The following is a 23,015-nucleotide window of genomic DNA, read 5'->3' as shown; positions in this document are numbered from 1 at the left end:
GCGATGAACAGAAACGCTATGCTGGCTATAGGTGCCGCCGCGCTGGCGATATCAGGCAGCGCCAGTGCCACCATTTGCTACAACAGGCAAGGCGCCGCTACCGATATTTATTATGACTTGTCGAATACGTTTAACAGTTCGAACAATAAACCAGGACAAATCGTTACGCTCCCCGACAAATCCGGCTGGGTGGGCGTTGAAGCCATCTGTCCGGCGGGAACCACCGTTAATTACACCTACCGCAGTTACGTGAGCGAACGGGACCCGGAAAGTATCGAAGGAGGATATAAATACCTAAGAATAAATGACTATTTACAGGGCGCGATGCAAATCACCGATTCCGCCGCCGGTGTTTTTTACCCTCCCCAGAATTATATCCGCATGGGAGTGGATGGAAATGTCAGTAACCAAAAGCCATTTCAGGTGAATGACTCGAAGCTGATTTTAAAGCTGAAAGTGACCCGACCGTTCATCAGTATGGTGCCGATTCCGCGCCAGACCATGCTGACGGTTTACGTGACAACGACCACCGCCGATGCGCTGACCACGCCGGTCTATACCATCAGTTACAGCGGTAAAATTGAAGTGCCGCAAAATTGTGAGATTAACGCAGGTCAGGTGGTGGAGTTCGATTTCGGCAATATCGGCGCATCGCTGTTTAGCCGCGCCGGCCCCGGCGGGCGTCCGGAAACGGCCAGACCGCAAACCCGGCGTGTGGCCATCAAGTGCACCAATATCGACGCGCAGGCTTACCTCTCCATGCGTCTGGAGGCAGAAGATCACCAGGATAATATGATGATTTCGGATAACAAAGATGTCGGCTTTATGATTGCTGAAGAAGGTGGAAACATACTCACGCCAAATACGCTGGCCAGTAAAATCAGGTTTCAACTGGATGACAACGCGCAGGCCAGTGTGGGGATTCGCGCCTGGCCGGTGAGCGTCACGGGCAACAAACCTGCGGAAGGGCCATTCAGCGCACGCGGCTATTTACGCGTGGATTTTGACTGAGGTGCAAGATGGTAAACCTGCAACGTTATCTGATGCTGTTGCCTTTTGTATTGAGCCCCGCCGCGCTGGCGATCACGCCGCTGGGGGAAATCAATATTGAGCTTCGGGGCAATGTGGTGGATTTCACCTGCGCTGTCGAGGCAGCTGACAGTAACAAAACGGTTGCGCTCGGTACCTGGCCAACAAAGCAATTGCGTACCGCCGGGAGCACCACGCAGCCGGTCCCTTTCACGCTGCATCTAGTCGACTGCCCGCCGGGCAGCGCGTCGATTACTTTTTCCGGCGCGCCGGCAACGGATAACGCACTCCTGGCGCTGAGCGACAGCGAAATGGCGAAAAAAGTAGCCATTGAATTGCGCGACAGCGATCGCAAGCGTCTCCCTTTGCAAAGCGCCAGCCCACCGGTGCCCATTGATGACGAGGGGAATGCGACGCTCCATTTTTATGCCAATTACATCGCCCTTGCCGATACCCCCCAGCCGGGTCAGGCGAACGCCGAGGCGACCTTTACGATCAATTATTACTGACCGCCGTTGCATGACAACACGCCCGGAAGCTTGTCTCCCGGGCGTGTTTTCTAGAGAAGCTCGTGTGATTTCGCGTAATCAATCAACTCGACAATCGTTTGCACGCCAAGCTTAGAAAATATATTGGATTTATGTGCACTGATCGTTTTATTACTCAGCAGCAAATGATCTGCTATTTCCTTATTCGACAAACCATTCGCCAGATAACGCAACACCGTGACTTCCCGATTAGACAATGGCATATCCCACTGCTCGCCTTTTCGCCGTGCCGGGTGATTAATCAAGTTGATGGTGTCGGACGGGAAAAAAGAATAGCCCGCAAGGATCATTTCGACAGCATTATAAATATCACATAAATCTTTTCGTTTACTGACAAAACCATTCGCACCGGCTCTGATTGCCCGCCCGGCATAAAATGATTCTGACTTCGCAGAGAGAAACAGAACATTGATTTTCTCATTTATCGCTTTCATCCTGCGAAGCAGGCTAAAGCCGTCTGTCTTTGGTAATTCAATATCCAGAATCACCAAATCAACGGGATTAGCACGAATATAATCAAGTGCGGTACGACTATCGTCGGTTTTAAGCACTACCTGTACGTCTTTGTTTTTTGCGAGCAGCACATCTATCGACATTCTGACAATAGGGTGCTCATCCAGAATGATAACGGAAGCCGGTTTCATATTGTGCCTCTGACTTTTTTCTTAACGAAACGCCAATAATTCACATTAGCGGTGAATGGGTTAATGTAAAATCAAGAATTCAATGCCGGGGCCTTCCAGGGGAAAACCGTGAGCATCCATGCTGACTGATTTATTTCCACTCGCAGACTGCGAAGATGGGAAATAGTCTTGTCGTACTGCAGTTGAGATAAGTCTTATTTGTTAATAAGTTGAGATGATTATACCTGGGACGCTTCATTCGAAAAGCCTTATAAAAATAAAAGCTTTTTTCAAAAAAATTAAATCCTGCAAATCGGGGAGTATACCGTCTGATTTCGAAACGAAACCCTAACGAAAATGCATTTTTAAGATTTCCGTTTTGTTTTTAACAGGGAAAACAACGCTGTAACCCGAATGTTTGGCGTTCGTTAATCGGATCCGTTCTTTTTTTATACGTATTATTTACCAACAGCCTGTTTTTACATTAAAAAAACGGATGACCTTCAGAGACAAATCCTGTCCAGGAATAGTTGCAATTGTTAATCAAATGTAAATCAATTTCCTAGAAATGCGCAGAAATAAGTAGTTTCTTAGGTCGACACGGAGAGTAACAACTCCCCTGACCCGCCTTAATGATTTACATCAAGCGTTAATCGATGGAGCAACTGTGTCAAATGCAGGCGGGTGGATAGCCCAAGACGCTGTAAGAGTGTGGTGACTCGGTAAACCGCGCGATGATAAGGCATCCCAAGCTGACGCGCCGTTTCTTTTAATGTGTGCCCCTGGGCCAGCCGGGTGAGGAGTTGCCATTCTGTGGGTGAGAAACGCGGCGGGGTTTCCGGCAAAGGTGGCGCTAACAGGGCTTCTCTGAGTTGACGTACAGGCTGATTGCGTTTGAGTAGCTCAAACGGCCCCGCAGCACAGAAAAACGCACACATGGGAGGGTCCGGATGGGAGACCAGCAGATAGGTACGCAGCCCGTCTTTTGCCAGGCAATGCCCACGCAGCGCCTCAAGCACAGCAAAACGGCTGCTGGTGAGGCTTTCCATATCGACAATCAATGAAGAGAGACTGCTGTCACCCAGACGATAACGGGCAGCATCCAGCGACGGGAATACGGCGGTCCGCTTGCCGATAAAGAGATGTCGGCTCCATGCGTAAGCCAGAAAGCTGTCAGTGGAAATAAGCATCTGACTGATGATGCTTTCAGGTAAGGTATAGCTTAACTGCTGTGAGAGCTGCTCCAGACCGTCAATAATCTGCGGAACATCATGCCGATACGGCAAAACCGTATGTCTGGATTTGGTTCTGCGCTTCTTTTCCCTGCGCGCCTCGCTCCGCATTTTTCCTCGCATATGATGTATTACCCAATGGATTGCCGCAGTCTCATCAGGTCCGGAGGTCATAGTGCCAGGGTTTACCTAAACGATAACGAGCTAAATGGCGTTTATGTGCGGATAACGCATCCGTTTATCCGCAGGACAAGCTTATTTTGTTCAGCATTTCATTGAGGCGCATAGGTGCTCTTACTTAAAACCATGCGCGATTTTTCGCAAAGGAGGATGGCCCGTTGTGGCGTGATGGTTTTCTCCTTAATAGCGGCACAATGCCCCTGGATGGCGGAATAAATCCATTATGCAAAACCTCGTCATAGATCACGTTTCCCCGCCCTAACTCGGTTCAGCCTGTTGAACCAGACGTATTTTCCGCTTTACTGGACAGATAAACTTTTCTCCATCAACACAGGAGCCGTTATGGGCGGTAAAGGATGTAATTCACTTATTCGGGCTGAGAAAATACTGACCTATATAGCGTATGTCGGTGCAGCGAGTTTTATGGAGCTACTGCGGGAATTTCAATATCCCAAGAGCAGCCTGCTGAATTTATTAAATGTGATGGTCGATTGCGGCTTTTTAACCAAAAGCGAGCGCAACCAATATTCACTCGGCATTAAAAACTATGAACTTGGCTGCCAGGCGTTACACCGAAAAAATATTTTTGAGGTCACTAAACGCCCGATGCAGGAACTCTCGCAAAAAAGTGGGCTGGTCTGTCATTTAGGGGCGATTGAAGACTGCTACGCCATTTATCTCGATAAAGTGGAAGGGCCAGACACCGTACCAACGAAAAAAAGCTGGATTGGCAAGAAGTTAGAATTACACATCACGGCGTTGGGTAAGGCATTACTCGCCTGGAAGCCCCGTGAGGAAATGGATTATTTTTTAAATGCACTCACGCTGACACCCCATACCCGAAATACCTTTACCGATAAGAAGTTATTTTGGGAAGAATTGCAGAAAACGCGTCTACGCGGATGGGCCATAGACAATGAAGAATCAACCTATGGCGCAGTATGTCTGAGTATGCCGGTATTCAATATGTATAACCGGGTTAATTATGCGATCTCACTGTCGGGCGATCCGGTGGTGTATTCAGGAAATAAGATCGATGGTTATCTCGAATTGCTCCGTCAGTGCGCCGGGCAAATATCATATGGGCTGGGGTACCGAAGTGAAAGTGAAAACCTAAGAAAAGGAAACTGATGTAATGAAAAAGTTCAGGGGAATTATTCCGCCGGTCTCCAGCACCTTTGATAACGACGGAAATATCGATAAAGCGGCCATGAAAGCGGTCGCTGATTTTCTGATTGAGAAAGGGGTCGACGGACTGTTTTATCTGGGGACCGGCGGGGAATTCAGCCAGATGAACACCAGCCAGCGGATGGCGCTCGCCGAAGCGGCGGTCGCCGCGGCGGATAAGCGCGTTCCGGTATTGATTGGCGTGGGTTCGCCCTCCACCGACGAAGCGGTGAAGCTGGCACAGCATGCCGAAGTTTGCGGTGCTGATGGCATTGTTGCCATTAACCCTTACTACTGGAAAGTCGCCCCGCGCAACCTGGACGATTATTACCACCGCATCGCGCGCAGCGTAAATCTGCCGGTGATCATCTATAACTTCCCCGACCTGACCGGTCAGGACTTAACACCTGAGACCGTCAAACGCCTGGTCCTGCAAAACGACAACATCGTTGGCATTAAAGACACCATCGACAGCGTCGGCCACCTGCGCACAATGATCAACACCGTCAAAGCGGTGCGCCCGGATTTCTCCGTTTTCTGCGGCTACGACGACCATTTACTCAACACGTTGCTGCTGGGCGGTGACGGGTCGATTACCGCCAGCGCCAACTTCGCGCCGGAATTATCCATCGGCATCTATCGCGCCTGGCAGGAAAACGACCTCGCCACAGCCGCCACACTTAACAAAAAATTGCTCCAGTTGCCGTCAATTTATGCGCTGGAAACCCCGTTTGTCTCACTCATCAAATATGCCATGCAGTGCGTGGGACTCCCGGTGAACACGTATTGTCTGCCGCCGATCCTGGAAGCGTCGACGGAAGCAAAAGAAAAAGTGAGAGCGCTCCTGTCCTCTCAGGGAATTTTAAAACAATAAGGGGAACACCATGTCTGTTCGCGAAATATTTGATAACGACAACCGGGAGATTTACCACGTCAGGACGCACGCCGCTGGCCCGCAAGGCGAGCTGCCTCTGACCCCGGATATGCTTGTTAACCGACCCAGTGGCGATATTTTTGGTATGACGATGAATGCCGGGATGGGCTGGTCGCCAGACGAGCTTAACCGTGATGGTATTCTGCTACTGAGTACGCTGGGCGGGCTTCGCGGGCCAGACGGAAAACCTGTCGCGCTGGCGCTTCACCAGGGCCACTATGAGCTGGATATCCAGATGAAAGCGGCGGCGGACGTTATCAAACACAATAACGCCCTGCCTTACGCGGTCTATGTCTCCGACCCGTGCGATGGCCGCACGCAGGGCACAACCGGTATGTTCGACTCGTTACCCTACCGCAACGACGCCTCGATGGTGATGCGCCGCCTGATTCGCTCCCTGCCGGATGCCAAAGCAGTGATTGGCGTGGCGACCTGCGACAAAGGGCTGCCCGCCACCATGATGGCGCTCGCCTCTCAGCACGATAAAGCCACGGTGCTGATCCCAGGCGGAGCGACGCTGCCTGCGCTGCACGGCGAAGATAACGGCAAAGTGCAGACCATCGGCGCGCGTTTTGCCAATGGCGAATTGTCGTTGCAGGGCGCTCGCCGGGCCGGTTGCCAGGCCTGCGCGTCATCCGGCGGCGGCTGTCAGTTCCTGGGCACGGCGGGCACCTCTCAGGTGGTGGCCGAAGGCTTAGGGCTGGCTATCCCCCACTCCGCGCTGGCGCCATCAGGCGAGCCGGTGTGGCAGGAAATCGCCCGAGCCTCTGCCCGCGCGGCGCTGCAACTGACCCACAAGGGCATCACCACGAAGGATATCCTTACCGATAAAGCCTTTGAGAATGCCATGATGGTTCACGCGGCCTTTGGCGGCTCCACCAACCTGCTGCTGCATATCCCGGCGATTGCCCATCAGGCGGGCTGTCATATTCCCACCGTGGAAGACTGGATCCGCATTAACAAGCAAGTGCCGCGCTTAGTGAGCGTGCTGCCGAACGGCCCGGTCTATCACCCGACGGTCAATGCCTTTATGGCGGGCGGCGTACCGGAGGTGATGTTGCATCTGCGCAGCCTCGGTTTACTGCATGAAGATGTCATGACCGTCACCGGTAATACCCTCAAGGAAAACCTCGACTGGTGGGAGCAGTCCGAACGTCGGCAGATTTTCAAGGAGCTGTTATTTAAGCAAGAACAGGTCGCAGCGGATGATGTCATTATGTCGCCGCAGCAGGCCGCTAAACGCGGACTGACGTCCACCATTACCTTCCCGGTGGGCAATATAGCGCCGGAAGGATCGGTCATTAAGTCCACGGCCATTGATGCCTCGGTGATTAATGAAGAGGGCGTTTATTACCATAAAGGCGCGGCGAAGGTCTATCTCTCAGAAAAAGCCGCCATTTACGATATCAAGCACGACAAAATTAAAGCGGGCGATATTCTGGTGATTATTGGCGCTGGCCCCTCCGGTACGGGAATGGAAGAGACCTATCAGGTCACCAGCGCGCTGAAACATCTGTCATACGGTAAACATGTCTCGTTAATTACCGATGCCCGTTTCTCCGGTGTTTCAACCGGTGCCTGTATTGGTCACGTCGGGCCAGAAGCCCTGGCGGGTGGGCCGATTGGTAAGTTACGTACCGGAGATATTATTGAAATTAAAATTGACTGCAAACAACTGCATGGGGAGGTGAATTTCTTAGGAACCGATATAGAGAGTATTCTGCCATCGCGTGAGGAAGCGGCTGCCTTATTAAATGCCCGGAATACGCATCCGGATTTAATGCCTGACCCGGAATTACCGGACGATACCCGCCTCTGGGCAATGTTGCAGGCCGTGAGCGGCGGTACATGGCGCGGCTGTATTTATGACGTTAATAAAATAAGTGAAGCACTACAGGACTATATTAATAAGCCCTGAGTTAAGTCATACCCATTATTAAGTTTTTATTATTCGACTGCCTGGCTCAGGCAGTCTGGTAGCTCACATCTGTATCCTGGAAAGAGAGGACGTTATGCCACTATTTATCGTCGTGGCAGGTATTGCTGTACTCCTGCTTTTAACTATAAGAATAAAATTAAATACTTTTGTTTCGTTAATTATCGTCTCAATCGGGGTCGCCATCGCCAGTGGAATGAACCTGAATAAAGTTGTTACCTCGGTCGAATCCGGCCTTGGCGGTACGCTGGGCCATATAGGTTTGATATTTGGCTTCGGCGTGATGCTCGGGCGTTTATTATCTGATGCCGGCGGCGCCCAGCGTATCGCGCTGACCATGCTGAAATATTTCGGTGCGAAAAAACTCGACTGGGCGGTAGTCTGTTCGGCGTTTATCGTCGGGATTGCGCTCTTTTTCGAAGTCGGCCTGATTCTGCTGGTGCCGATTATCTTCGCCATCGCCCGCGAAGCGAAAATATCGCCGATGTATATGTGCGTGCCGATGCTGTCCGGTTTACTGGTTGCGCACGGTTTTCTGCCGCCGCACCCGGGACCGACTGTGATCGCCCGTGAATATGGCGCAGATGTCGGCCTTGTGTTGATTTACGGCATTATCGTGGGCATTCCAACCTTTATTCTCTGTGGTCCGCTGCTGAATAAAGTGTGTCAGCGATTGATTCCGGATGCCTTTAAAAAAGAGGGCAATATTGCCTCTCTCGGCGCCACAAAGAGTTTTACCGAGAGCGAAATGCCGGGGTTTGGCATTAGCTTTTTGACCGCCATGCTACCGGTTATTTTGATGGCGCTGGTGACCATTATGCAGATGGCTCGCCCGAAAGACGCGGGCGACCCTGGCATGCTGTATAACATCTTCCTGTTTTTGGGGAACTCCACTATCGCCATGCTGATTTCGCTGTTGTTCGCGATTTACACCATGGGTGTGGGTCGTGGGAAAACCATTTCGGAGCTGATGGACTCCTGTGGCAAAGCGATTGCCGGGATTGCCGGGCTGCTGTTGATTATCGGCGGCGGCGGTGCGTTTAAGCAGGTGCTGATTGATTCCGGGGTAGGCCAGTATATTTCCACGCTGGTGTCAGGGATGGACATTAACCCGATTCTGATGGCCTGGGGTGTTGCGGCGTTCCTGCGGATTTGTCTGGGGTCGGCCACGGTTGCCGCTATTTCCACCGCCGGGTTAGTGATTCCCCTGCTGGCGGCGCACCCCCATACCAATCTGGCGCTGATTACCCTGGCGACGGGGGCAGGTTCCTGCATCTGTTCGCACGTGAATGATGCAAGCTTCTGGATGATTAAGGATTTCTTCGGCCTGACCACCAAGGAGACGTTATTGTCCTGGACGTTGATGTCGACATTGCTCTCCATCTGCGGGCTGCTGTTTATTTTGCTGGCCAGCGTGGTGATGTAAGTCGCGCGGTAATCCGGGGAGAGGCGTCACCGTTAGACTTCGTGCCTCGCGGGCATCTCCCCCTCACCCTGGCCCTCTCCCTCAGGGAGAGGGAACCGATCGTGCTCGCATTTTTTGTGGGGATCCCTCCCCCCTCAGAAAAGGGAGTAAATCACGCGGGCATCCCGCCACTGCCTTTAAATGGCGTAGCGATAGCCTTCCAGTGCTTTCACCGTCATGGGCAAGCCCTGTTTAAGCAGCATTGCCAGAAATTCATCAACTGTGAGCGGCGGGTGCCTGAGGGATTGACGTTGTCGTCTCACTGCTTCGAGTGCCAAAGCATGGTTGAGATCGAATAGATCGGAGATGAAATCATCAGGATGGAGCGCTTCGATATCAAAGGTATTGAGCACCGCCTGAGGAAAATCTTTGTGATTCAGCGTGACAATGATTTCAGCTTTGGCACGAATCGCAGCAGCCAGAACATGCCTGTCATCTTCATCTGGCAATTCAAGACCTGCAATCAATGACTCGTACCCGGTGACATTGGCATCGGGTAACGCAATATTCATTAACTCAACCGTTCGTTCAAGTGATGCGGGAGCGATATCGATGCGATTCTGCAATAGATTTCGGCACCACTCTTCATGGATACGGTGACTCCACTTTGGTTGATACAGACCAGCAATCCCTAAATGCATCAGCAAATCCCTTAGCCTCGCAGGGTATAAAACACATGCATCCAGCATCACCGGGTAAGGTGAGTGTTTCATTAGTACATCCCTAAGTCCTGCGCCTGATCGGCCAGCGCCTGCATGGCATCCAGGCTTTCATGTTCCCGTTTGTTTTTATAGTTCATTAAATCTGCAAACAAAACTCTGCGATGGCGACCTGTTTTGTGAAAAGGTAATTGCCCTTCTTCAAGCAGTTTGACCATATGGGGACGAGAGACATTAAGAATGTTTGCCGCTTCCTGCGTGGTGAGCTCGGCCTGGACGGGAACAATCTGCACGGCATTACCGGATGCCAGCTCGCCAAGAATATCCATCAGCAACGTCATCGCACTGGTGGGCAATTCAATTGTGTGGGTCTTTTCATCATCCCCAATAATTGAGATGCGCTGTGTTTCCAGCCGGGTAGACAGCCATGCTGCGAGTTCTTTTTGTCCGCGTTGTGCCAGTTCACTCTCACGCGTATCGGGAAGATTTAATGGGGTCGATTTTGTCATGTAGTTATCCTCCTTCTGCAATGGGAAGAAGTTTAATCGAAATAATCGAAACCAACAATAATCAAAATAAACGAAAAATAAGTTTTCAACCAGAGGGGTCTGTTTCCAGCCGTCACGCCCTGGTGCGGCTAATCACCACTTCTTGCTTGATATTGCGGGCGGAAAAACAGGTGCCGTCCATAAGGTAAATCTCACGGACATCGTTCTCACTGGCGATGTTATCCAGGCTGGAGCTTTCCAGATCCAGCACATCTTTTGGTACGCGGTACTGTACCGCGTCCTCGGTATCAAACAGCACATACTCCGTTTTGTTGTAGAGCGCGTGGTTGCTTTTGACATAGAGAATGTAGTGCAGCGTGCTGAGCGTCAGCCCGGTCTTTGTGGCGATCTCTTTCAGGCTGAGGTTTTCCGGGGAGTCGTACAGCGCCTGCACTTGCTCAAGATCTTTCTCGTTGTATTTCGGCACCCGCAGATGCAGGTTCAGCCGATAGGCCATGTTGCGTACGACGGTGATATTGGTATCCAGTTTCTCTGCTATTTGTCTCGTCGTGAGGATGCCTGCGCTCTTTCGCAGAAAACCTAACTTTTTGTCCGTCCAGATAAATGCCATAAACCGTTCTCTAAATCTCCGTTGTCTGGAGTATAGCGGCGGTTTGTTGCTGGTTTGACGGTTGCGTATTGTTGCCCAGGAAATAAAAAGCGACTGCGGCAAAGCACATGACAAAAAATAACATCATTGACGCAACAATAATTTTACCTTTACTCATCAGGATCGCTCCCCACCCTTAATCAACCCGACGTCGTGGCACCGAAAACTATTATGACTGACGTCATTTTGCACGCCTTTTTTAAATAGCTATGCCACTATCAGGATAGATTTGCAACCTGCCACGGATGACAATACGCGCCTGAAAAAACCTCTCGGTAGATTGCAAAAAAAGCAGAGAAAAAGGAATGAAATAGCAAATCAATAGTCTCAAGTATATTCATAATATATATATAACACAATCTTAAATAATCCATGAAAATATTTAAAAAATAAAACCCAAACCTGCCAATCATTCACAAATGAAATAACAAAATAAAAGCAAAAATAAACCTGTGACGGAATTCACCAAATTAGTATGGAATACAAACTAAATACGTAAAAATGCTTTACACCAATCCCTTTCCCGGCAATAAATACGCAAAAAAGGACATCGAAGTCAGTTAATACTGACGATTAAGTATGGAAAGCAAACTAAAGGGTATTCATTATGACGCCTGTGGTTCCCAATACCTTACGCCAGATGAACGCAACGCTCGTGCTCAATATTATTCGCGAGCAGGGGCCATTATCACGCGCGCAAATCGCCAAAATCAGCGGACTCACCAAAGCGACCGTCTCGGAAATTATTAATGATTTACTGCGGGAGAAAATTATTTTCGAAGGGGGCGTAAGCGAGCAAACCGGGCAGGGAAGAAAAGGCATTCTGATTAATTTTGATCCGCACGCCAGGCTGGGCATTGGCATCGATCTGGGCGGAACGAAAATTACCTTTTCGCTGTTTAATCTGGATGCCGCAATTTTGTATGAAAAACGCGAAGAGACTTACCAGACCGACGACCGCCATGCCTTTATAGACCTTTTATCCAACAGCATCGCCAGCTTTATCGTGGAAAGTGGCATTGAATATCGCCGTATCGGCGTGATTGGTCTTGCGACGCCAGGCATTATCGATATCAGTCATGGCGTGGTGCTGGAGGGCTCGCCAAACCTACCTGACTGGTCAAGCCTTCCCCTCGCAGCGGAGCTAACAAAGCGGCTTTCTCTGCCGGTCATCCTGGAAAATGACATTCGCGCCGCGCTGGTTGGCGAGATGTGGTGCGGCAAATGCCGGGACAGCAACAGCGCCGCGCTGATTGGCATTGGCACAGGTTTAGGGTCAGCGCTGCTGATGGACGGCAAGATCATTCGCGGCACAAGGAACGCGGCGGGCGAGATTGGCTACATGATCTTTAACCGTGATCAGCTCTATAAAAACTGGCGTGATAAAGGCTGCTTTGAAAGCTACTGCTCCGGCTCAGGCATCAGCGATCGCCTGAAAGAGCTGACAAACCAGACGCTCTCGCTGGAAAAGATGATGACGCATGTGCGTGAGGGCGATCCACTGGCCTGCGCGCTGCTTGATGAGATGGCCGATTATTTAGCCATGGGGATTATTAATCTGGTCGCGGTGGCGAACCTGCAAAAAGTCATATTAACCGGTGGCGTTACCCACGCTGCGGAATATTTCCTGCCCCGCGTGCAGGCGATTCTCGACAGGCAGCTTTTCACCAATACCCACGTCACCGTGGAATTATCAGAATTACGCGAGAAAGCCCCCCTCTATGGCATCGCCATTCTGGCGCTTTCTTCTATTTATCCCGCAATTCAATTTATGCCAGACGCACAAATTAATTAGTGCCCGTCACCTGACGACAAGGAGAACATTATGGCAGGAATCCATTTGCATCCGCATGATATTCTGGACGAAGGAATGGACGATATTCTGCAGCGAATAGACGGCATGCAGAACGTTGAGCATTTATTTGTTGAGTTAAATACTATTTTTGAACGTAATCCGTATCCGGTTGGCGTATTACCGCATAACCCGGTGCATAAATCGGTGATGGGCAACGGCATGCTGCACGTCAATATCGATAATCCCGGTACGCGTCTGCAACAGAAAATAGACCCCGGCGTACTGGCGGGCAACGATCCTTTGCGCCGGGTTCAACAGGCGACCGAAGGCAGTCGCTATAAAGTGATTCCCTGGGTGAACATCCTGAACGGGGATTTCAGTGGCGATATCGCCAACAATCAGGTCATTGATTATCGAGGCCGGGTCATCAAGTACTGGCTGTGCCCTAACGCGCCGGATGTGGCGGATTACTGGCAAAAAACGTTCAGCCGCATTAAGACCCTTTACGGGTATGACACCTTCCTGATTGACCGTATCCGCTTTCCGGACTGGGCCGGAAAAGAGGTCAATCCCGCCGGGCTGTACACCTGTTTCTGCCCGCACTGCCAGCAGGCGATGAACGCGCAGGATCTTGCGCCGGAAGTGGTCAAAGACGAGCTGGATAAAATCGCCGCTGCGCTTGCCGAAGGGAACTTCGCTTATCCCGTAGAAGCCTTTCGCGATAACCCCGTCATTGCCCGTTGGGTTGCGTTTCGCCAGCAGAGCGTCACCGGGCTGGTCGAACGGATTCTGAAAAACGCGAAGGAGAACATTGGCGATATCCATTTCTGGCTCGATCTCTGGCCCCCTGCCTATAGCTGGATCCTCGGGCAGGATTACCGCGAACTGACGCGTCTTTCCGGCACGCTGAAACATTTCCCTTACCACAAACTCGGTGGCGGCGCGGACGTGCAGGGGCTGGTGAACTTTTTTGCCAGCGATGAAGCCGCACACGAATCCGCTTTTGAAGCGTTTAAAGCACTGTTCAACCTGCCTTACTCGCTCAGCTACGAGGACTTTAAAGCCTCCGGCTTCCCGATCGATTTCGTCAAGGAACAAAATGACCGGGTACGCCAGCTTTCCCAGGAAGGGACCTTTATTTTCAGCGGCATACAGATGTGGAACCTCCCGCCAGAGCAGCTGCTGGAAGCGGTACGCGCCGCAGAGGCCAGCGCCTGCGATGACCTGCTCTATTACTGCTACGGATGGGCAGACCAGGCGCTATTTGACGCCATTGGAGAATACGAACAACACAAGGGAACTGAAAAATGACAAATGCGCAAAAATGGAAAGTCTTTTTCCTGCTGTTTATGACGATGTTTTTGCTGGGCGGGATTCAGAACACGAAAGGGCTGATTCTCGAACAGGTGCAACACAGTATTGACCTCAATATCGGGCAGGTTGGGACGTTGATTACCCTGTTTCAGATTGGTTTTCTGGTTTCCAGCCTGTTGACCGGCTATCTGACCGACAAAAAAGGTCTGAAAATCATGATGCTGGTCGGCTCGCTGCTGATGATCGTCGGCCTGATGGGCACCAGCCTTGCCTATACCGTAGCGCTGTTCTTTGGCTTCTATCTGGTGATCGGTCTGGGCATTGGCTCGATGATGGTTTCCATCGTGACCGTGATCCCGACCTTCTATAAAGACAAAGCCGGGATGATGTTTAATATTTCCAACGCCATGTTTGGCGTTGGGATGATTGTCACCCCGCTAATCCTGCACCAGTTGTTTGCCAACAGCGTCTCCTGGCGCGCCTTCTATGTCGGCATCGCCGTTATCGTCGCCGTGCTGGTGTTGGTTCTGTGTACGTTGAAGATAGAGAGTAACGCCCAGTCAAGCATGAAGCTGAGTGATTTTATCGAGCTGCTGACCCAGAAGCACATCATGATTGTGATTGCCTTTCTGCTGTTCTATGTGGCGGCCGAAGCGGCGTTCCTGAACTTCTTCCCGATTTTCTACGCTGCACTCGATATCGCCGATCTCGACACCGCCGGTAAAGCCGCCAAAGCCGCTTATGTAATCTCCTCGTTTGCCGGGTTGTTTACTATTGGCCGTGTGATTGGCGGTTTTATCACTCTGAAACTGGGCGAGCGTCGGACGCTGATTTGGTTCTCGATACTGTCGCTGGTTTCCATCATCGTCAGCCGCATGCTGGTGGTGGAGTTCGTCTACCTGTTCATGCTGTTCGGTTTCGCCATGTCCGTACTGTTCCCGACGGCGGCTGCCATTGCCACGCGCTTGACCAGTAAAAGCGGCTCAGTGATGGGGCTGATTTATGTTGCTTCTGGCTTCGGCGGTGCGCTGGCCGGGTCGGTCATTGGTCAGGTCTCCGACAGCTACGGTATCTCGACTGGCTTTAATTTCATCATCGCCTTCGTCGCCGTGTTCTTTATCCTTGCCATGTTAATAAAAGAAAAAACGCAGTAACGGTTGTACTTTTGGCAGCAGATTGTACCTGGCTCTCCCGTGCAACTGCTGCCCTTTTTAGCGAAACCTACAGCGGTAATAACCGCTGCGGCCCGTTTATTATTTCGACACATCTGTCCCGAAGTAGGTAGTGGATATCTTCTGGTATGTTCCGTCGGATTTAATCCCGTCGAGGGCTTTATTGATCGCTTGTTGCAGTTCCGCATCATTCTTACGAATCAGCACACCCACCTGCTCGGCATCGTTTTGCGCCGCCACAATTTTCACCGGTGCGTCCGGCTTGTGTTTCTTGAAGTCGAGGAACGACAGGTTGTCGTTGATGGTGGCATCCGCACGTCCCTGAGCCACCAGCGACACCGACTGGTCAAAGCCATCGGTACCCACCACTTCCGCACCGTATTTACGCGCCAGTTGGGCATAGTTACTGGTCAGGGTGTGGGCGGATTTCTTGCCTTTGAGGTCATCAAAGCTCTTGATCGCCGTATTGTTGCTGTTCACGATCAGTACCGCTTTGGAGGAGATGTACGGCTCGGAGAAAGCAAATTTCGCCTGACGCTCAGGGGTGATAGAAACCTGGTTAATCACCGCGTCGTAGCGTTTAGCGTCCAGCCCGGCAATCAGGCCATCCCATTTGCCTTCAACAAATTCAGCTTTTACCCCAATACGTTTCGCGATTTCGCGCCCAATCTCCACATCAAACCCCACCAGTTTTCCGGAAGCGTCATGGTAAGTGAATGGCGGATAGGTGCCTTCGGTGCCGATCTTCAACACCCCGGCAGATTTGATAGAGGTCAGATCGTTTGCCGCAAAAGCAGCATGTGAAACGCTCAGTTGAATAGCGGTGGCCAGCAGTGCAGTAACTAATACCTTCATCATTAGCTCCTTAAAGGGTTGCCGTGTTGTTGTTTTAAATTTCCCAGGAATCGGGAAGGGTGTCGGTCAGGGTGGAAATAAACAGTTGGGTTCGCGTCTTCTTCGCCTGGGTGAAGATGGCCTTCGAGGTGCCGCTCTCCACAATGTGCCCTGACTCCAGAAAGACGACCTGGTTGGCAATATTGGCCGCCAGCCGTAAATCGTGTGTCGCCATCAGCATGGTGGTGCCCTCCTGGGCGAGCTAGCGTAGCACGGCCACCACCTCCAGGGACAATTCAGGGTCGAGCGCCGAGGTGGGTTCATCGCAGAGCAAGACTTTGGGCGACGGGGCCAGCGCACGGGCGATTGCCACGCGCTGCTGCTGGCCGCCGGAGAGCATGGCTGGCCAGGCGTCGCGCTTGTGCAGCATGCCAACTTTGGTGAGCAACTCTTCCGCCCTCGCTTTGGCTTTGGCGACAGGCCATTTCTGCACCACCACCAAACCGCGCATAATGTTGTCCAGCACCGTTAAGTGCGGAAATAGCTGAAAGTTCTGAAAGACCATGCCGGTCTGCTGGCAGATACGCCGGATATCTTTTTTCTTCGGTTTGGTATATCCGTTAAATGAAATATCTTCACCGCCAATTTTCAGCGCTCCAGCCTGTGGAATTTCCAGCAAGTTGACACAGCGTAATAATGTACTTTTGCCACTGCCGGAAGGGCCAATTAATGCCGTGACGCTCCCTTCCGGAAGGTTTAGAGAAATATCGTGCAGGACTTTCTGCGAGCCAAAACTTTTCTCAAGTCCGAATAGCGTTATCATTATTATTTTCCTTAGCCACGGTATTTCTTTCTAATCGGGTTTCCAGCTGCGACTGTAAATACGATAAGACGGAACTGATCAACAGATAGAGAAGCGCTGCTTCGGTATAAAGGATAAGCGGTTGATAGGTGACGGCGGCAATACGTTGCGCAGCGAGAAACATCTCAGGAACCGTAATTACCGAAGCCAGCGAAGTATCCTTAACCAGCGAAATAAAGGTGTTTGATAATGGCGGCACCGCCACGCGCGCCGCCTGTGGCAGAATGATGTGGCGCAGCGACTGGCTCCAGCTCATGCTGATGGAGTGCGCCGCCTCCCACTGGCCTTTTGGTACCGAGAGCAATGTCGCGCGGATCACTTCCGAGGTATAGGCGCCAATGTTAAGCGTAAAGCCAATCACCGCCGACGGAAACGCATCCAGCGTGATGCCCGCATTCGGCAGAGCATAGAAAATCAGAAACAGTTGTACCAGCAGCGGCGTGCCGCGAATAATCCAGACATAAAAGCGCACCGCGCTTTTCAGCGGTGCAGGACCATATAAGCGAATTAACGCCACGACAAATCCCAGAATTAATCCCAGGACGAAGGTAATCAATGTTAATGGAATAGTAAATGTCAGCCCGGCATACAGCATTGGCCAAAATGAATCTATTGCTAATGATAACCAATCAGGCACACTTCACCTTCCCTGAAAATGATTATTTCAGTTGTTATAAATTAAATGGCATAACTATATTTTATAAGGCGAGTCTACCACGGCGAAATTGCGGATGTATCGAGATAAACCAGGAATGCTTATGCACTTCCGGTATATAGATAACATTAGGCTTTGTACATTACCAGAACCCCCACAATCACCAGAACAGCGCTAAAACAAAGTTTAAGCATTCTGGGGTGCAGTTTGTGTGCGAGCATCACGCCCCAGGAGACACTGACAATACCGCCCAGCGCCAAAGGAATGCCAATGTGCCAGGCGATATGCCCGGCGAGTGTGTAGGAAATCAGCGCCGCCAACCCGCCAGGAACAACCAATGCCAGTGCGGTGCCCTGCGCCTGAGTTTGCGTATAGGCAAAAAGCATCACCAGTAAGGGAACCACTACCAGTGCACCACCCACGGTAAACAGCCCGGAGGTTATCCCGCTCAGGATCCCCAATAGTGGTAGAAAAGCCAGCGGAACAAGGACGGTACTTTTTTGCCGGAACCACAGCGTTTGTGCCAGGTAGTAAAATGCGATAACAAACAAAAAGAGTGAGAACAGCAACGCAAGACTATGAGTATTGATCGCTGTTGCCCAACCCGCAGTAAAAAAGGCAGTAATACTGGCGATAACGCACAGGAGTAGCGTCTTCTTATTATCAATTTTGTTGCGGCGTTTGTATTGAATGAAGCTCAATAATACATTGGGAATAATCATGATCAACGCCGTACCCTGCGCACAGGATTGAGACATATCAAATAAGTAGCGTAAAACGGGAATGGCAATTAACCCACCACCAATGCCAAGCAAACCGCCACACAAACCCAGCCCCATACCCAAAACCAAGCAGACAATAAACTGAAAAACTGAGAATGCAATCATAGATGAATAATCTTAAAACTGAAAAATGCGTCAATCTAGCATCCTTTTTAACTTATATCCATCATGCAAAAAACTAAAAATTTAAATATTAATTCATTGATATTCATAAATAAATATTATATTTCACGATTTGAAAAAAGACTTTTTATACATATAAATAGAATTATATCTATACATAAAAACCGCAATATTTATACTTGAATTAATTAACCATGAGCAACCCAGGTATAAATATGAAACAGGGCAAAACGCTTTATGATAAGCATATAGACTCCCACACCATTAAAGAATTAGATAATGCAGGAAATGTACTTCTTTATATTGATCGTTCAATTCTTAACGAATATACCAGCCCTCAGGCTTTTAGCGGCCTGCGCGAGCAGAACCGTCGAGTGTGGAACCCAAAAAGTATTCTGCTCAATGTCGATCATGTAAACCCAACCCGCCCGATGCGCGATGAAAAGATGACTGACTCCGGCGGCGCATTACAGGTGAAATACTTCACAGAGAATAGTGCGCTGTTCAACATCGAATTGTTCGATGTAATGGATAAACGCCAGGGTATTGAACACGTCGTGGCCCATGAACAGGGGCTGGCAATGCCGGGGATGGTTATCGCGGCAGGTGATAGTCATACCACCACTTATGGGGCGCTGGGCGCATTCGGCTTCGGTATCGGTACCTCCGAAATTGAGCATCTGTTGGCAACGCAAACGCTGGTCTATAAAAAACTTAAAAACATGCGTGTCAGCCTCGAAGGTAACCTCATGCCAGGCGTCACATCGAAAGACGTCATTATGGCGTTAATCGCTCGCATCGGCGCAGACGGTGCAACCGGCTACGCCATTGAGTTCTATGGCAGCGTTATTGATGCGCTGAGCGTGGAAGCTCGCATGACCATCTGCAATATGGCCGTGGAAGCCGGCGCGCGCGGCGCATTCATGGCACCAGACGAAAAAGTATTTGCTTACCTGAAAGACACACCGCGAGCACCAAAAGGTGCGTTATGGCGCGATGCGGTAACCCGTTGGTCCGAGCTAAAAACCGACGCCGATGCCAAATTTGATAAAGAAATCTATATCGATTGCAGCACGCTGGAACCCTTTGTGACCTGGGGTATCAGCCCGGATCAGGCAGGCCCCATTAGCGATCGCATTCCGGACCCACAGCAGATTGCTGATCCACAAAAAAAGCAGGATTACCTCACCGCACTGAAATACATGGATCTGAGACCCGGTACACCTTTCCAGGAGATTGCCATCTCCCACGCTTTTATTGGCTCCTGTACAAACAGCCGTATCGAAGACTTACGCGAAGTGGCAAAGGTGGTGAAAGGCAAGAAAATCGCCTCTCACGTCAGAGGCATGATAGTTCCCGGCTCAACGCAGGTACGTGAACGTGCTGAGCGGGAAGGTCTGGCACAGATTTTTATCGATGCCGGTTTTGAATGGCGACAATCCGGTTGTTCCATGTGCCTTGCCATGAATGAGGATGTACTCGCACCGGGCGACCGCTGCGCCTCCAGTACCAACCGCAATTTTGCCGGACGCCAGGGCGCCGGTTCCCGTACACATCTGATGAGCCCAGCCATGGTTGCAGCAAGCGCCATCGCAGGCCATTTAACCGATGTCAGATATTTTACCGAGGTGTAATGATGGACGCGTTTAAAACCGTAACCGGGATTGCCGCTCCCATGATGGCGGCAAATGTGGATACCGATGTCATCATGCCTAAGCAGTTTTTAAAAGGCATTGACCGTCAGGGTCTGGATAAAGGGTTATTTTACGACCTGCGTTTTTTAGCAGATGGCTGTGAGAACCCAGAATTTATCCTCAATACACCCGCATGGCGAGGCGCTACCTTCCTGGTTGTTGGCCCAAATTTTGGCTGTGGATCCAGCAGAGAACATGCGGTATGGGGGATGAAACAGCTGGGGATCCGTGCCCTCATTGGCACCTCATTTGCTGGCATCTTTAATGACAACTGCTTACGCAACGGCGTACTGACGCTTTGTGTCAATGACGATGAACTGCGACGCATTGCGGATGATATCTCCAGGCCACAGAGCAATACCTTAACTGTCGATCTGGAAAATCAGATTATCCAGACAGCGACGCAGCGCATCCCGTTTCCGATCGATAACCTGAAAAAAGAGATGCTGGTAAAAGGGCTCGATGCGATTGGTTTAACCCTTTCGTTTAAAGAAGATATTTTACGTTTTGAGCAAGCGTATTTCCGCGCTAATCCCTGGCACAAAACCGCGTAATACTGTAGAGGCTGATATGAAAATCGTTAACTTCAAAGTTAATGACAAACATAAGTTTGGCATTATTCAGGGCAATGGCATTATTGATGTCAGTGCTATTTATGGCAATAAATACCCAACCCTGAAAACTTTCCTCGAAAAAGAGGATATTAAAGGACTGAGAAAAATCAGTGCATCTGGCGTTGATTACTTGCTCGATGAAATTGAATTCTTGCCCGTTATCGATAATCCTACAAAAATTATCTGCGTCGGTATGAATTATAGCGAAAAACGTGCTGAGTTTAATGAGCTCAATCCCGAACCAACGTTATTTGTCCGTTTTGCTGACTCCCAAACCGGCCATCGTAGTTTTGTGAATAAACCGATTGAATCGCGTGAATTTGATTATGAAGGTGAACTGGCGGTTATCATCGGCAAGACCTGTTCTCATGTGAATGAGGCAAAAGCACTGGACTATGTGGCCGGTTATAGTTGCTATATGGACGGCTCCGCACGTGACTGGCAACATACCTGGTATACCGCCGGTAAGAACTGGCCGCGCTCCGGTGCTTTTGGGCCGTGGCTCACCTGTAAAGATGAAATAACCGATCCGCATAATTTATCGATTCGCACCTTTCTCAATTCGAATGAAGTGCAGAACGATAATACGCGAAATATGGTCCATAAAATTCCTTATCTGATTTCTTATATTAGTACCTTCACAAAATTAAATGCTGGTGATGTTATTATTACTGGCTCACCAGGCGGTGTCGGAAAAAAACGTAACCCTCCTTTGTTTTTAAAGGATGGAGATTTTATTGAAGTTGAGATAGAAGGCGTTGGCCGTTTAAGTAATCATATTAAAGAAGCTGTCGCATTATAAAAACAACACTCCTGTTTTACCTCTTAAGGAAGATGACACTTAATTTAATATATAGGTGAGCACAATGGATCATATTGAAAGAAGTACCCTACATAACAAATCAGCTTCATTGAGTAATTATGGTATAAAGCAAGCCCTACTCAAAAATGAGATCTGCTCTATTCCAGTTCCGTTTTTTATTATCATGTGCGTAATTGTCGGCGCGGCAGCTTATTTAGGCACATTACCAAAAAATATGATCGGCGGTCTGGCAATTATCATGTCGCTTGGTTTTATTTTGTCAACGATTGGTAAAAATATCCCCCTGATTAAAGACATTGGTGGACCGGCCATCTTTTGTTTGATGATTCCCTCTTTCCTCGTCTTCTACGGCCACGTGCCACAGAATGTCCTGGACGCCACAAAAATGTTGATGAAGGATGCCAACTTCCTCTACTTCGTTATCGCAACCCTGGTGGTCGGCAGCATTTTGGGAATGAATCGTATCATTCTCGTGCAGGGGATGATCCGTATGTTCGTTCCACTGGTTGTCGGTACGCTGACGGCGGTGGGTGTAGGGCTATTGGTGGGGAAAATGGTAGGTTACAGCTTTTATCACACCTTCTTCTTTATCATCGTGCCGATTATTGGTGGCGGCATTGGCGAAGGCATTCTCCCGCTGTCGCTGGCCTATTCTTCGATTCTGAGCACGTCGCCAGATATCTATGTCGCCCAGCTCGTTCCGGCTGCGGTAATCGGTAATATCTTCGCCATTGTGTGTGCGGGTTTTCTCGCTCGCCTGGGGAAAAGCAAACCGCACCTGAGTGGCAACGGCATGCTCATCCGTACGGCAGAAGATAACGCGATTTTTAGCAATATTGCGGCTGAAGGGAACGGTAAAACAGATTACGCGTTGATGGGCGCGGGCATATTGATGATCTGCTGCTTTTTTATCGTTGGTGGATTACTGGAGCGGGTCCTGCATATTCCGGGGCCGGTATTAATGATCGTAATGGCAGTCATCTGCAAGTACGCGCGAGCTATTCCGGAACGGATGGAAACGGGTTCTAAGTCTTGCTACAAGCTGATTTCCACCTCCTTAATCTGGCCGACGATGATTGGGCTGGGCATGCTATATGTGCCGCTGGAAAGCGTGGTATCCGTGTTTTCCTTCGCCTATGTCGCCGTATGTGGCTCGGTGGTGCTATCAATGGCGCTGGTCAGCTTCTTTATGGCGAAATTTTTAAATATGTACCCAGTTGAAGCGTCGATAGTCACGACCTGCCACAGTGGTCTGGGCGGCACGGGGGACGTGGCTATCCTCTCAGCGTCTGACCGCATGGGATTAATGCCGTTTGCGCAAATTTCTACCCGTATCGGCGGCGCATCCACTGTCATTCTCGCGACCATGTTGCTGGCCACCTTCTCCTGATTGCCCCTGCGCCCCCCCTTTTTTGG

22 protein-coding genes and 1 pseudogene are annotated in these 23,015 nt (G+C 50.2%); 13 read left to right on the top strand and 10 right to left on the bottom strand.

What is annotated here, in order from left to right; all coding sequences use genetic code 11:
- The first annotated feature begins 3 nt into the window (after nt 1-3).
- Both fimH and sfmF read left to right on the top strand, forming a co-directional pair.
- A complete protein-coding gene (gene fimH, locus AB182_RS25660; protein ID WP_047372539.1) occupies nt 4-1,011 on the top strand; it encodes a type 1 fimbria D-mannose specific adhesin FimH in 1,008 nt (335 codons plus the stop codon).
- Nucleotides 1,012-1,019: 8 nt separating this feature from the next.
- Nucleotides 1,020-1,538, top strand: coding sequence for a fimbria assembly protein (sfmF, locus tag AB182_RS25655; RefSeq protein ID WP_047372538.1), 519 nt, complete (start codon nt 1,020-1,022; stop codon nt 1,536-1,538).
- Between the two features lie 50 nt (nt 1,539-1,588).
- On the opposite strand, the gene fimZ is transcribed toward sfmF, so the two are convergent.
- Together fimZ and fimY are read right to left on the bottom strand one after the other, a co-directional pair.
- The gene (gene fimZ / locus AB182_RS25650; protein WP_047372537.1) at nt 1,589-2,221 is read right to left on the bottom strand and encodes a fimbria biosynthesis transcriptional regulator FimZ; all 633 of its coding nucleotides are present in this window, start codon (nt 2,219-2,221) and stop codon (nt 1,589-1,591) included.
- 608 nt (nt 2,222-2,829) lie between these two features.
- Complete coding sequence (gene fimY, locus AB182_RS25645; RefSeq protein ID WP_047372536.1) at nt 2,830-3,543, bottom strand: fimbria biosynthesis regulator FimY; 714 nt, start codon at nt 3,541-3,543, stop codon at nt 2,830-2,832.
- A 411-nt stretch (nt 3,544-3,954) separates the two neighbouring features.
- Between fimY and AB182_RS25640 the strand changes: the two genes are divergently transcribed.
- The 4 genes from AB182_RS25640 to AB182_RS25625 all read left to right on the top strand — a co-directional run bounded on the left by AB182_RS25640 (nt 3,955) and on the right by AB182_RS25625 (nt 9,075).
- The gene (locus tag AB182_RS25640) at nt 3,955-4,743 is read left to right on the top strand and encodes an IclR family transcriptional regulator (RefSeq protein ID WP_047372535.1); all 789 of its coding nucleotides are present in this window, start codon (nt 3,955-3,957) and stop codon (nt 4,741-4,743) included.
- Between the two features lie 4 nt (nt 4,744-4,747).
- Nucleotides 4,748-5,653 (top strand): dihydrodipicolinate synthase family protein, encoded by a 906-nt coding sequence (locus AB182_RS25635; RefSeq protein WP_047372534.1) that lies wholly within the window; start codon nt 4,748-4,750, stop codon nt 5,651-5,653.
- A gap of 10 nt (nt 5,654-5,663) precedes the next feature.
- The gene (locus AB182_RS25630; RefSeq protein WP_047372533.1) at nt 5,664-7,631 is read left to right on the top strand and encodes a YjhG/YagF family D-xylonate dehydratase; all 1,968 of its coding nucleotides are present in this window, start codon (nt 5,664-5,666) and stop codon (nt 7,629-7,631) included.
- A 94-nt stretch (nt 7,632-7,725) separates the two neighbouring features.
- Complete coding sequence (locus tag AB182_RS25625) at nt 7,726-9,075, top strand: GntP family permease (protein ID WP_047372532.1); 1,350 nt, start codon at nt 7,726-7,728, stop codon at nt 9,073-9,075.
- A gap of 176 nt (nt 9,076-9,251) precedes the next feature.
- Here AB182_RS25625 and AB182_RS25620 read toward each other — a convergent pair whose 3' ends face one another.
- From AB182_RS25620 to AB182_RS32715, 4 genes are all read right to left on the bottom strand, one after another.
- Nucleotides 9,252-9,827 carry a PIN domain-containing protein gene (locus AB182_RS25620; RefSeq protein WP_047372531.1) on the bottom strand — a complete coding sequence of 192 codons (576 nt, stop codon included), beginning with the start codon at nt 9,825-9,827 and terminating at the stop codon, nt 9,252-9,254.
- Nucleotides 9,827-10,282 carry a helix-turn-helix domain-containing protein gene (locus AB182_RS25615; protein ID WP_047372530.1) on the bottom strand — a complete coding sequence of 152 codons (456 nt, stop codon included), beginning with the start codon at nt 10,280-10,282 and terminating at the stop codon, nt 9,827-9,829. The genes AB182_RS25620 and AB182_RS25615 overlap by 1 nt, the downstream gene beginning before the upstream one ends.
- 112 nt (nt 10,283-10,394) lie before the next feature.
- Nucleotides 10,395-10,892: a helix-turn-helix domain-containing protein gene (locus AB182_RS25610; RefSeq protein ID WP_047372529.1), complete on the bottom strand. Its 498-nt coding sequence runs from the start codon at nt 10,890-10,892 to the stop codon at nt 10,395-10,397.
- A gap of 10 nt (nt 10,893-10,902) precedes the next feature.
- On the bottom strand, nt 10,903-11,049 hold the full coding sequence (locus tag AB182_RS32715; protein WP_167337906.1) for a hypothetical protein: 147 nt from the start codon (nt 11,047-11,049) through the stop codon (nt 10,903-10,905).
- A 489-nt stretch (nt 11,050-11,538) separates the two neighbouring features.
- On the opposite strand from AB182_RS32715, the gene AB182_RS25605 reads away from it, so the two are divergent.
- Genes AB182_RS25605 through AB182_RS25595 form a run of 3 tightly spaced genes read left to right on the top strand, consistent with a single transcriptional unit; the run spans nt 11,539 to nt 15,194 of the window.
- Complete coding sequence (locus AB182_RS25605) at nt 11,539-12,726, top strand: ROK family transcriptional regulator (RefSeq protein WP_047372528.1); 1,188 nt, start codon at nt 11,539-11,541, stop codon at nt 12,724-12,726.
- A gap of 30 nt (nt 12,727-12,756) precedes the next feature.
- Entirely contained in the window at nt 12,757-14,037 is a 1,281-nt protein-coding gene (locus AB182_RS25600; RefSeq protein WP_047372527.1) for a hypothetical protein, read from the top strand.
- Nucleotides 14,034-15,194: an MFS transporter gene (locus AB182_RS25595; protein ID WP_047372526.1), complete on the top strand. Its 1,161-nt coding sequence runs from the start codon at nt 14,034-14,036 to the stop codon at nt 15,192-15,194. The genes AB182_RS25600 and AB182_RS25595 overlap by 4 nt, the downstream gene beginning before the upstream one ends.
- Before the next feature lie 99 nt (nt 15,195-15,293).
- Here AB182_RS25595 and AB182_RS25590 read toward each other — a convergent pair whose 3' ends face one another.
- The 4 genes and pseudogenes from AB182_RS25590 to AB182_RS25575 all read right to left on the bottom strand — a co-directional run bounded on the left by AB182_RS25590 (nt 15,294) and on the right by AB182_RS25575 (nt 18,450).
- Nucleotides 15,294-16,067: an amino acid ABC transporter substrate-binding protein gene (locus AB182_RS25590; protein ID WP_047372525.1), complete on the bottom strand. Its 774-nt coding sequence runs from the start codon at nt 16,065-16,067 to the stop codon at nt 15,294-15,296.
- Between the two features lie 34 nt (nt 16,068-16,101).
- Nucleotides 16,102-16,869, bottom strand: a pseudogene (locus AB182_RS25585) (amino acid ABC transporter ATP-binding protein).
- On the bottom strand, nt 16,847-17,545 hold the full coding sequence (locus AB182_RS25580; RefSeq protein ID WP_177328620.1) for an amino acid ABC transporter permease: 699 nt from the start codon (nt 17,543-17,545) through the stop codon (nt 16,847-16,849). The pseudogene AB182_RS25585 and the gene AB182_RS25580 overlap by 23 nt, the downstream one beginning before the upstream one ends.
- A gap of 146 nt (nt 17,546-17,691) precedes the next feature.
- Nucleotides 17,692-18,450, bottom strand: coding sequence for a sulfite exporter TauE/SafE family protein (locus tag AB182_RS25575; protein ID WP_047372523.1), 759 nt, complete (start codon nt 18,448-18,450; stop codon nt 17,692-17,694).
- Nucleotides 18,451-18,683: 233 nt separating this feature from the next.
- On the opposite strand from AB182_RS25575, the gene leuC reads away from it, so the two are divergent.
- From leuC to AB182_RS25555, 4 genes are all read left to right on the top strand, one after another.
- On the top strand, nt 18,684-20,102 hold the full coding sequence (leuC, locus tag AB182_RS25570; protein ID WP_047372522.1) for a 3-isopropylmalate dehydratase large subunit: 1,419 nt from the start codon (nt 18,684-18,686) through the stop codon (nt 20,100-20,102).
- Between the two features lie 2 nt (nt 20,103-20,104).
- A complete protein-coding gene (leuD, locus tag AB182_RS25565; protein ID WP_047372521.1) occupies nt 20,105-20,716 on the top strand; it encodes a 3-isopropylmalate dehydratase small subunit in 612 nt (203 codons plus the stop codon).
- Between the two features lie 16 nt (nt 20,717-20,732).
- Nucleotides 20,733-21,578 (top strand): fumarylacetoacetate hydrolase family protein, encoded by an 846-nt coding sequence (locus AB182_RS25560; protein WP_047372520.1) that lies wholly within the window; start codon nt 20,733-20,735, stop codon nt 21,576-21,578.
- Nucleotides 21,579-21,642: 64 nt separating this feature from the next.
- On the top strand, nt 21,643-22,989 hold the full coding sequence (locus AB182_RS25555; RefSeq protein WP_047372519.1) for a 2-hydroxycarboxylate transporter family protein: 1,347 nt from the start codon (nt 21,643-21,645) through the stop codon (nt 22,987-22,989).
- Nucleotides 22,990-23,015: the final 26 nt, after the last annotated feature.

Source organism: Phytobacter ursingii, assembly GCF_001022135.1.
In the GTDB taxonomy this organism is placed as follows: Bacteria; Pseudomonadota; Gammaproteobacteria; order Enterobacterales; family Enterobacteriaceae; genus Phytobacter; species Phytobacter ursingii.
Note: the sequence above shows the minus strand (reverse complement) of the source record. Positions and strands in the feature narration are given on the sequence as shown.

What these genes read in the sequence shown, in the direction of transcription:
- fimH (WP_047372539.1), top strand. Translation starts at nt 4, where the DNA reads ATGAACAGAAACGCTATGCTGGCTATAGGTGCCGCCGCGCTGGCGATA.
- sfmF (WP_047372538.1), top strand. Translation starts at nt 1,020, where the DNA reads ATGGTAAACCTGCAACGTTATCTGATGCTGTTGCCTTTTGTATTGAGC.
- fimZ (WP_047372537.1), bottom strand. Translation starts at nt 2,221, where the DNA reads ATGAAACCGGCTTCCGTTATCATTCTGGATGAGCACCCTATTGTCAGA.
- fimY (WP_047372536.1), bottom strand. Translation starts at nt 3,543, where the DNA reads ATGCGGAGCGAGGCGCGCAGGGAAAAGAAGCGCAGAACCAAATCCAGA.
- AB182_RS25640 (WP_047372535.1), top strand. Translation starts at nt 3,955, where the DNA reads ATGGGCGGTAAAGGATGTAATTCACTTATTCGGGCTGAGAAAATACTG.
- AB182_RS25635 (WP_047372534.1), top strand. Translation starts at nt 4,748, where the DNA reads ATGAAAAAGTTCAGGGGAATTATTCCGCCGGTCTCCAGCACCTTTGAT.
- AB182_RS25630 (WP_047372533.1), top strand. Translation starts at nt 5,664, where the DNA reads ATGTCTGTTCGCGAAATATTTGATAACGACAACCGGGAGATTTACCAC.
- AB182_RS25625 (WP_047372532.1), top strand. Translation starts at nt 7,726, where the DNA reads ATGCCACTATTTATCGTCGTGGCAGGTATTGCTGTACTCCTGCTTTTA.
- AB182_RS25620 (WP_047372531.1), bottom strand. Translation starts at nt 9,827, where the DNA reads ATGAAACACTCACCTTACCCGGTGATGCTGGATGCATGTGTTTTATAC.
- AB182_RS25615 (WP_047372530.1), bottom strand. Translation starts at nt 10,282, where the DNA reads ATGACAAAATCGACCCCATTAAATCTTCCCGATACGCGTGAGAGTGAA.
- AB182_RS25610 (WP_047372529.1), bottom strand. Translation starts at nt 10,892, where the DNA reads ATGGCATTTATCTGGACGGACAAAAAGTTAGGTTTTCTGCGAAAGAGC.
- AB182_RS32715 (WP_167337906.1), bottom strand. Translation starts at nt 11,049, where the DNA reads ATGAGTAAAGGTAAAATTATTGTTGCGTCAATGATGTTATTTTTTGTC.
- AB182_RS25605 (WP_047372528.1), top strand. Translation starts at nt 11,539, where the DNA reads ATGACGCCTGTGGTTCCCAATACCTTACGCCAGATGAACGCAACGCTC.
- AB182_RS25600 (WP_047372527.1), top strand. Translation starts at nt 12,757, where the DNA reads ATGGCAGGAATCCATTTGCATCCGCATGATATTCTGGACGAAGGAATG.
- AB182_RS25595 (WP_047372526.1), top strand. Translation starts at nt 14,034, where the DNA reads ATGACAAATGCGCAAAAATGGAAAGTCTTTTTCCTGCTGTTTATGACG.
- AB182_RS25590 (WP_047372525.1), bottom strand. Translation starts at nt 16,067, where the DNA reads ATGAAGGTATTAGTTACTGCACTGCTGGCCACCGCTATTCAACTGAGC.
- AB182_RS25575 (WP_047372523.1), bottom strand. Translation starts at nt 18,450, where the DNA reads ATGATTGCATTCTCAGTTTTTCAGTTTATTGTCTGCTTGGTTTTGGGT.
- leuC (WP_047372522.1), top strand. Translation starts at nt 18,684, where the DNA reads ATGAAACAGGGCAAAACGCTTTATGATAAGCATATAGACTCCCACACC.
- leuD (WP_047372521.1), top strand. Translation starts at nt 20,105, where the DNA reads ATGGACGCGTTTAAAACCGTAACCGGGATTGCCGCTCCCATGATGGCG.
- AB182_RS25560 (WP_047372520.1), top strand. Translation starts at nt 20,733, where the DNA reads ATGAAAATCGTTAACTTCAAAGTTAATGACAAACATAAGTTTGGCATT.
- AB182_RS25555 (WP_047372519.1), top strand. Translation starts at nt 21,643, where the DNA reads ATGGATCATATTGAAAGAAGTACCCTACATAACAAATCAGCTTCATTG.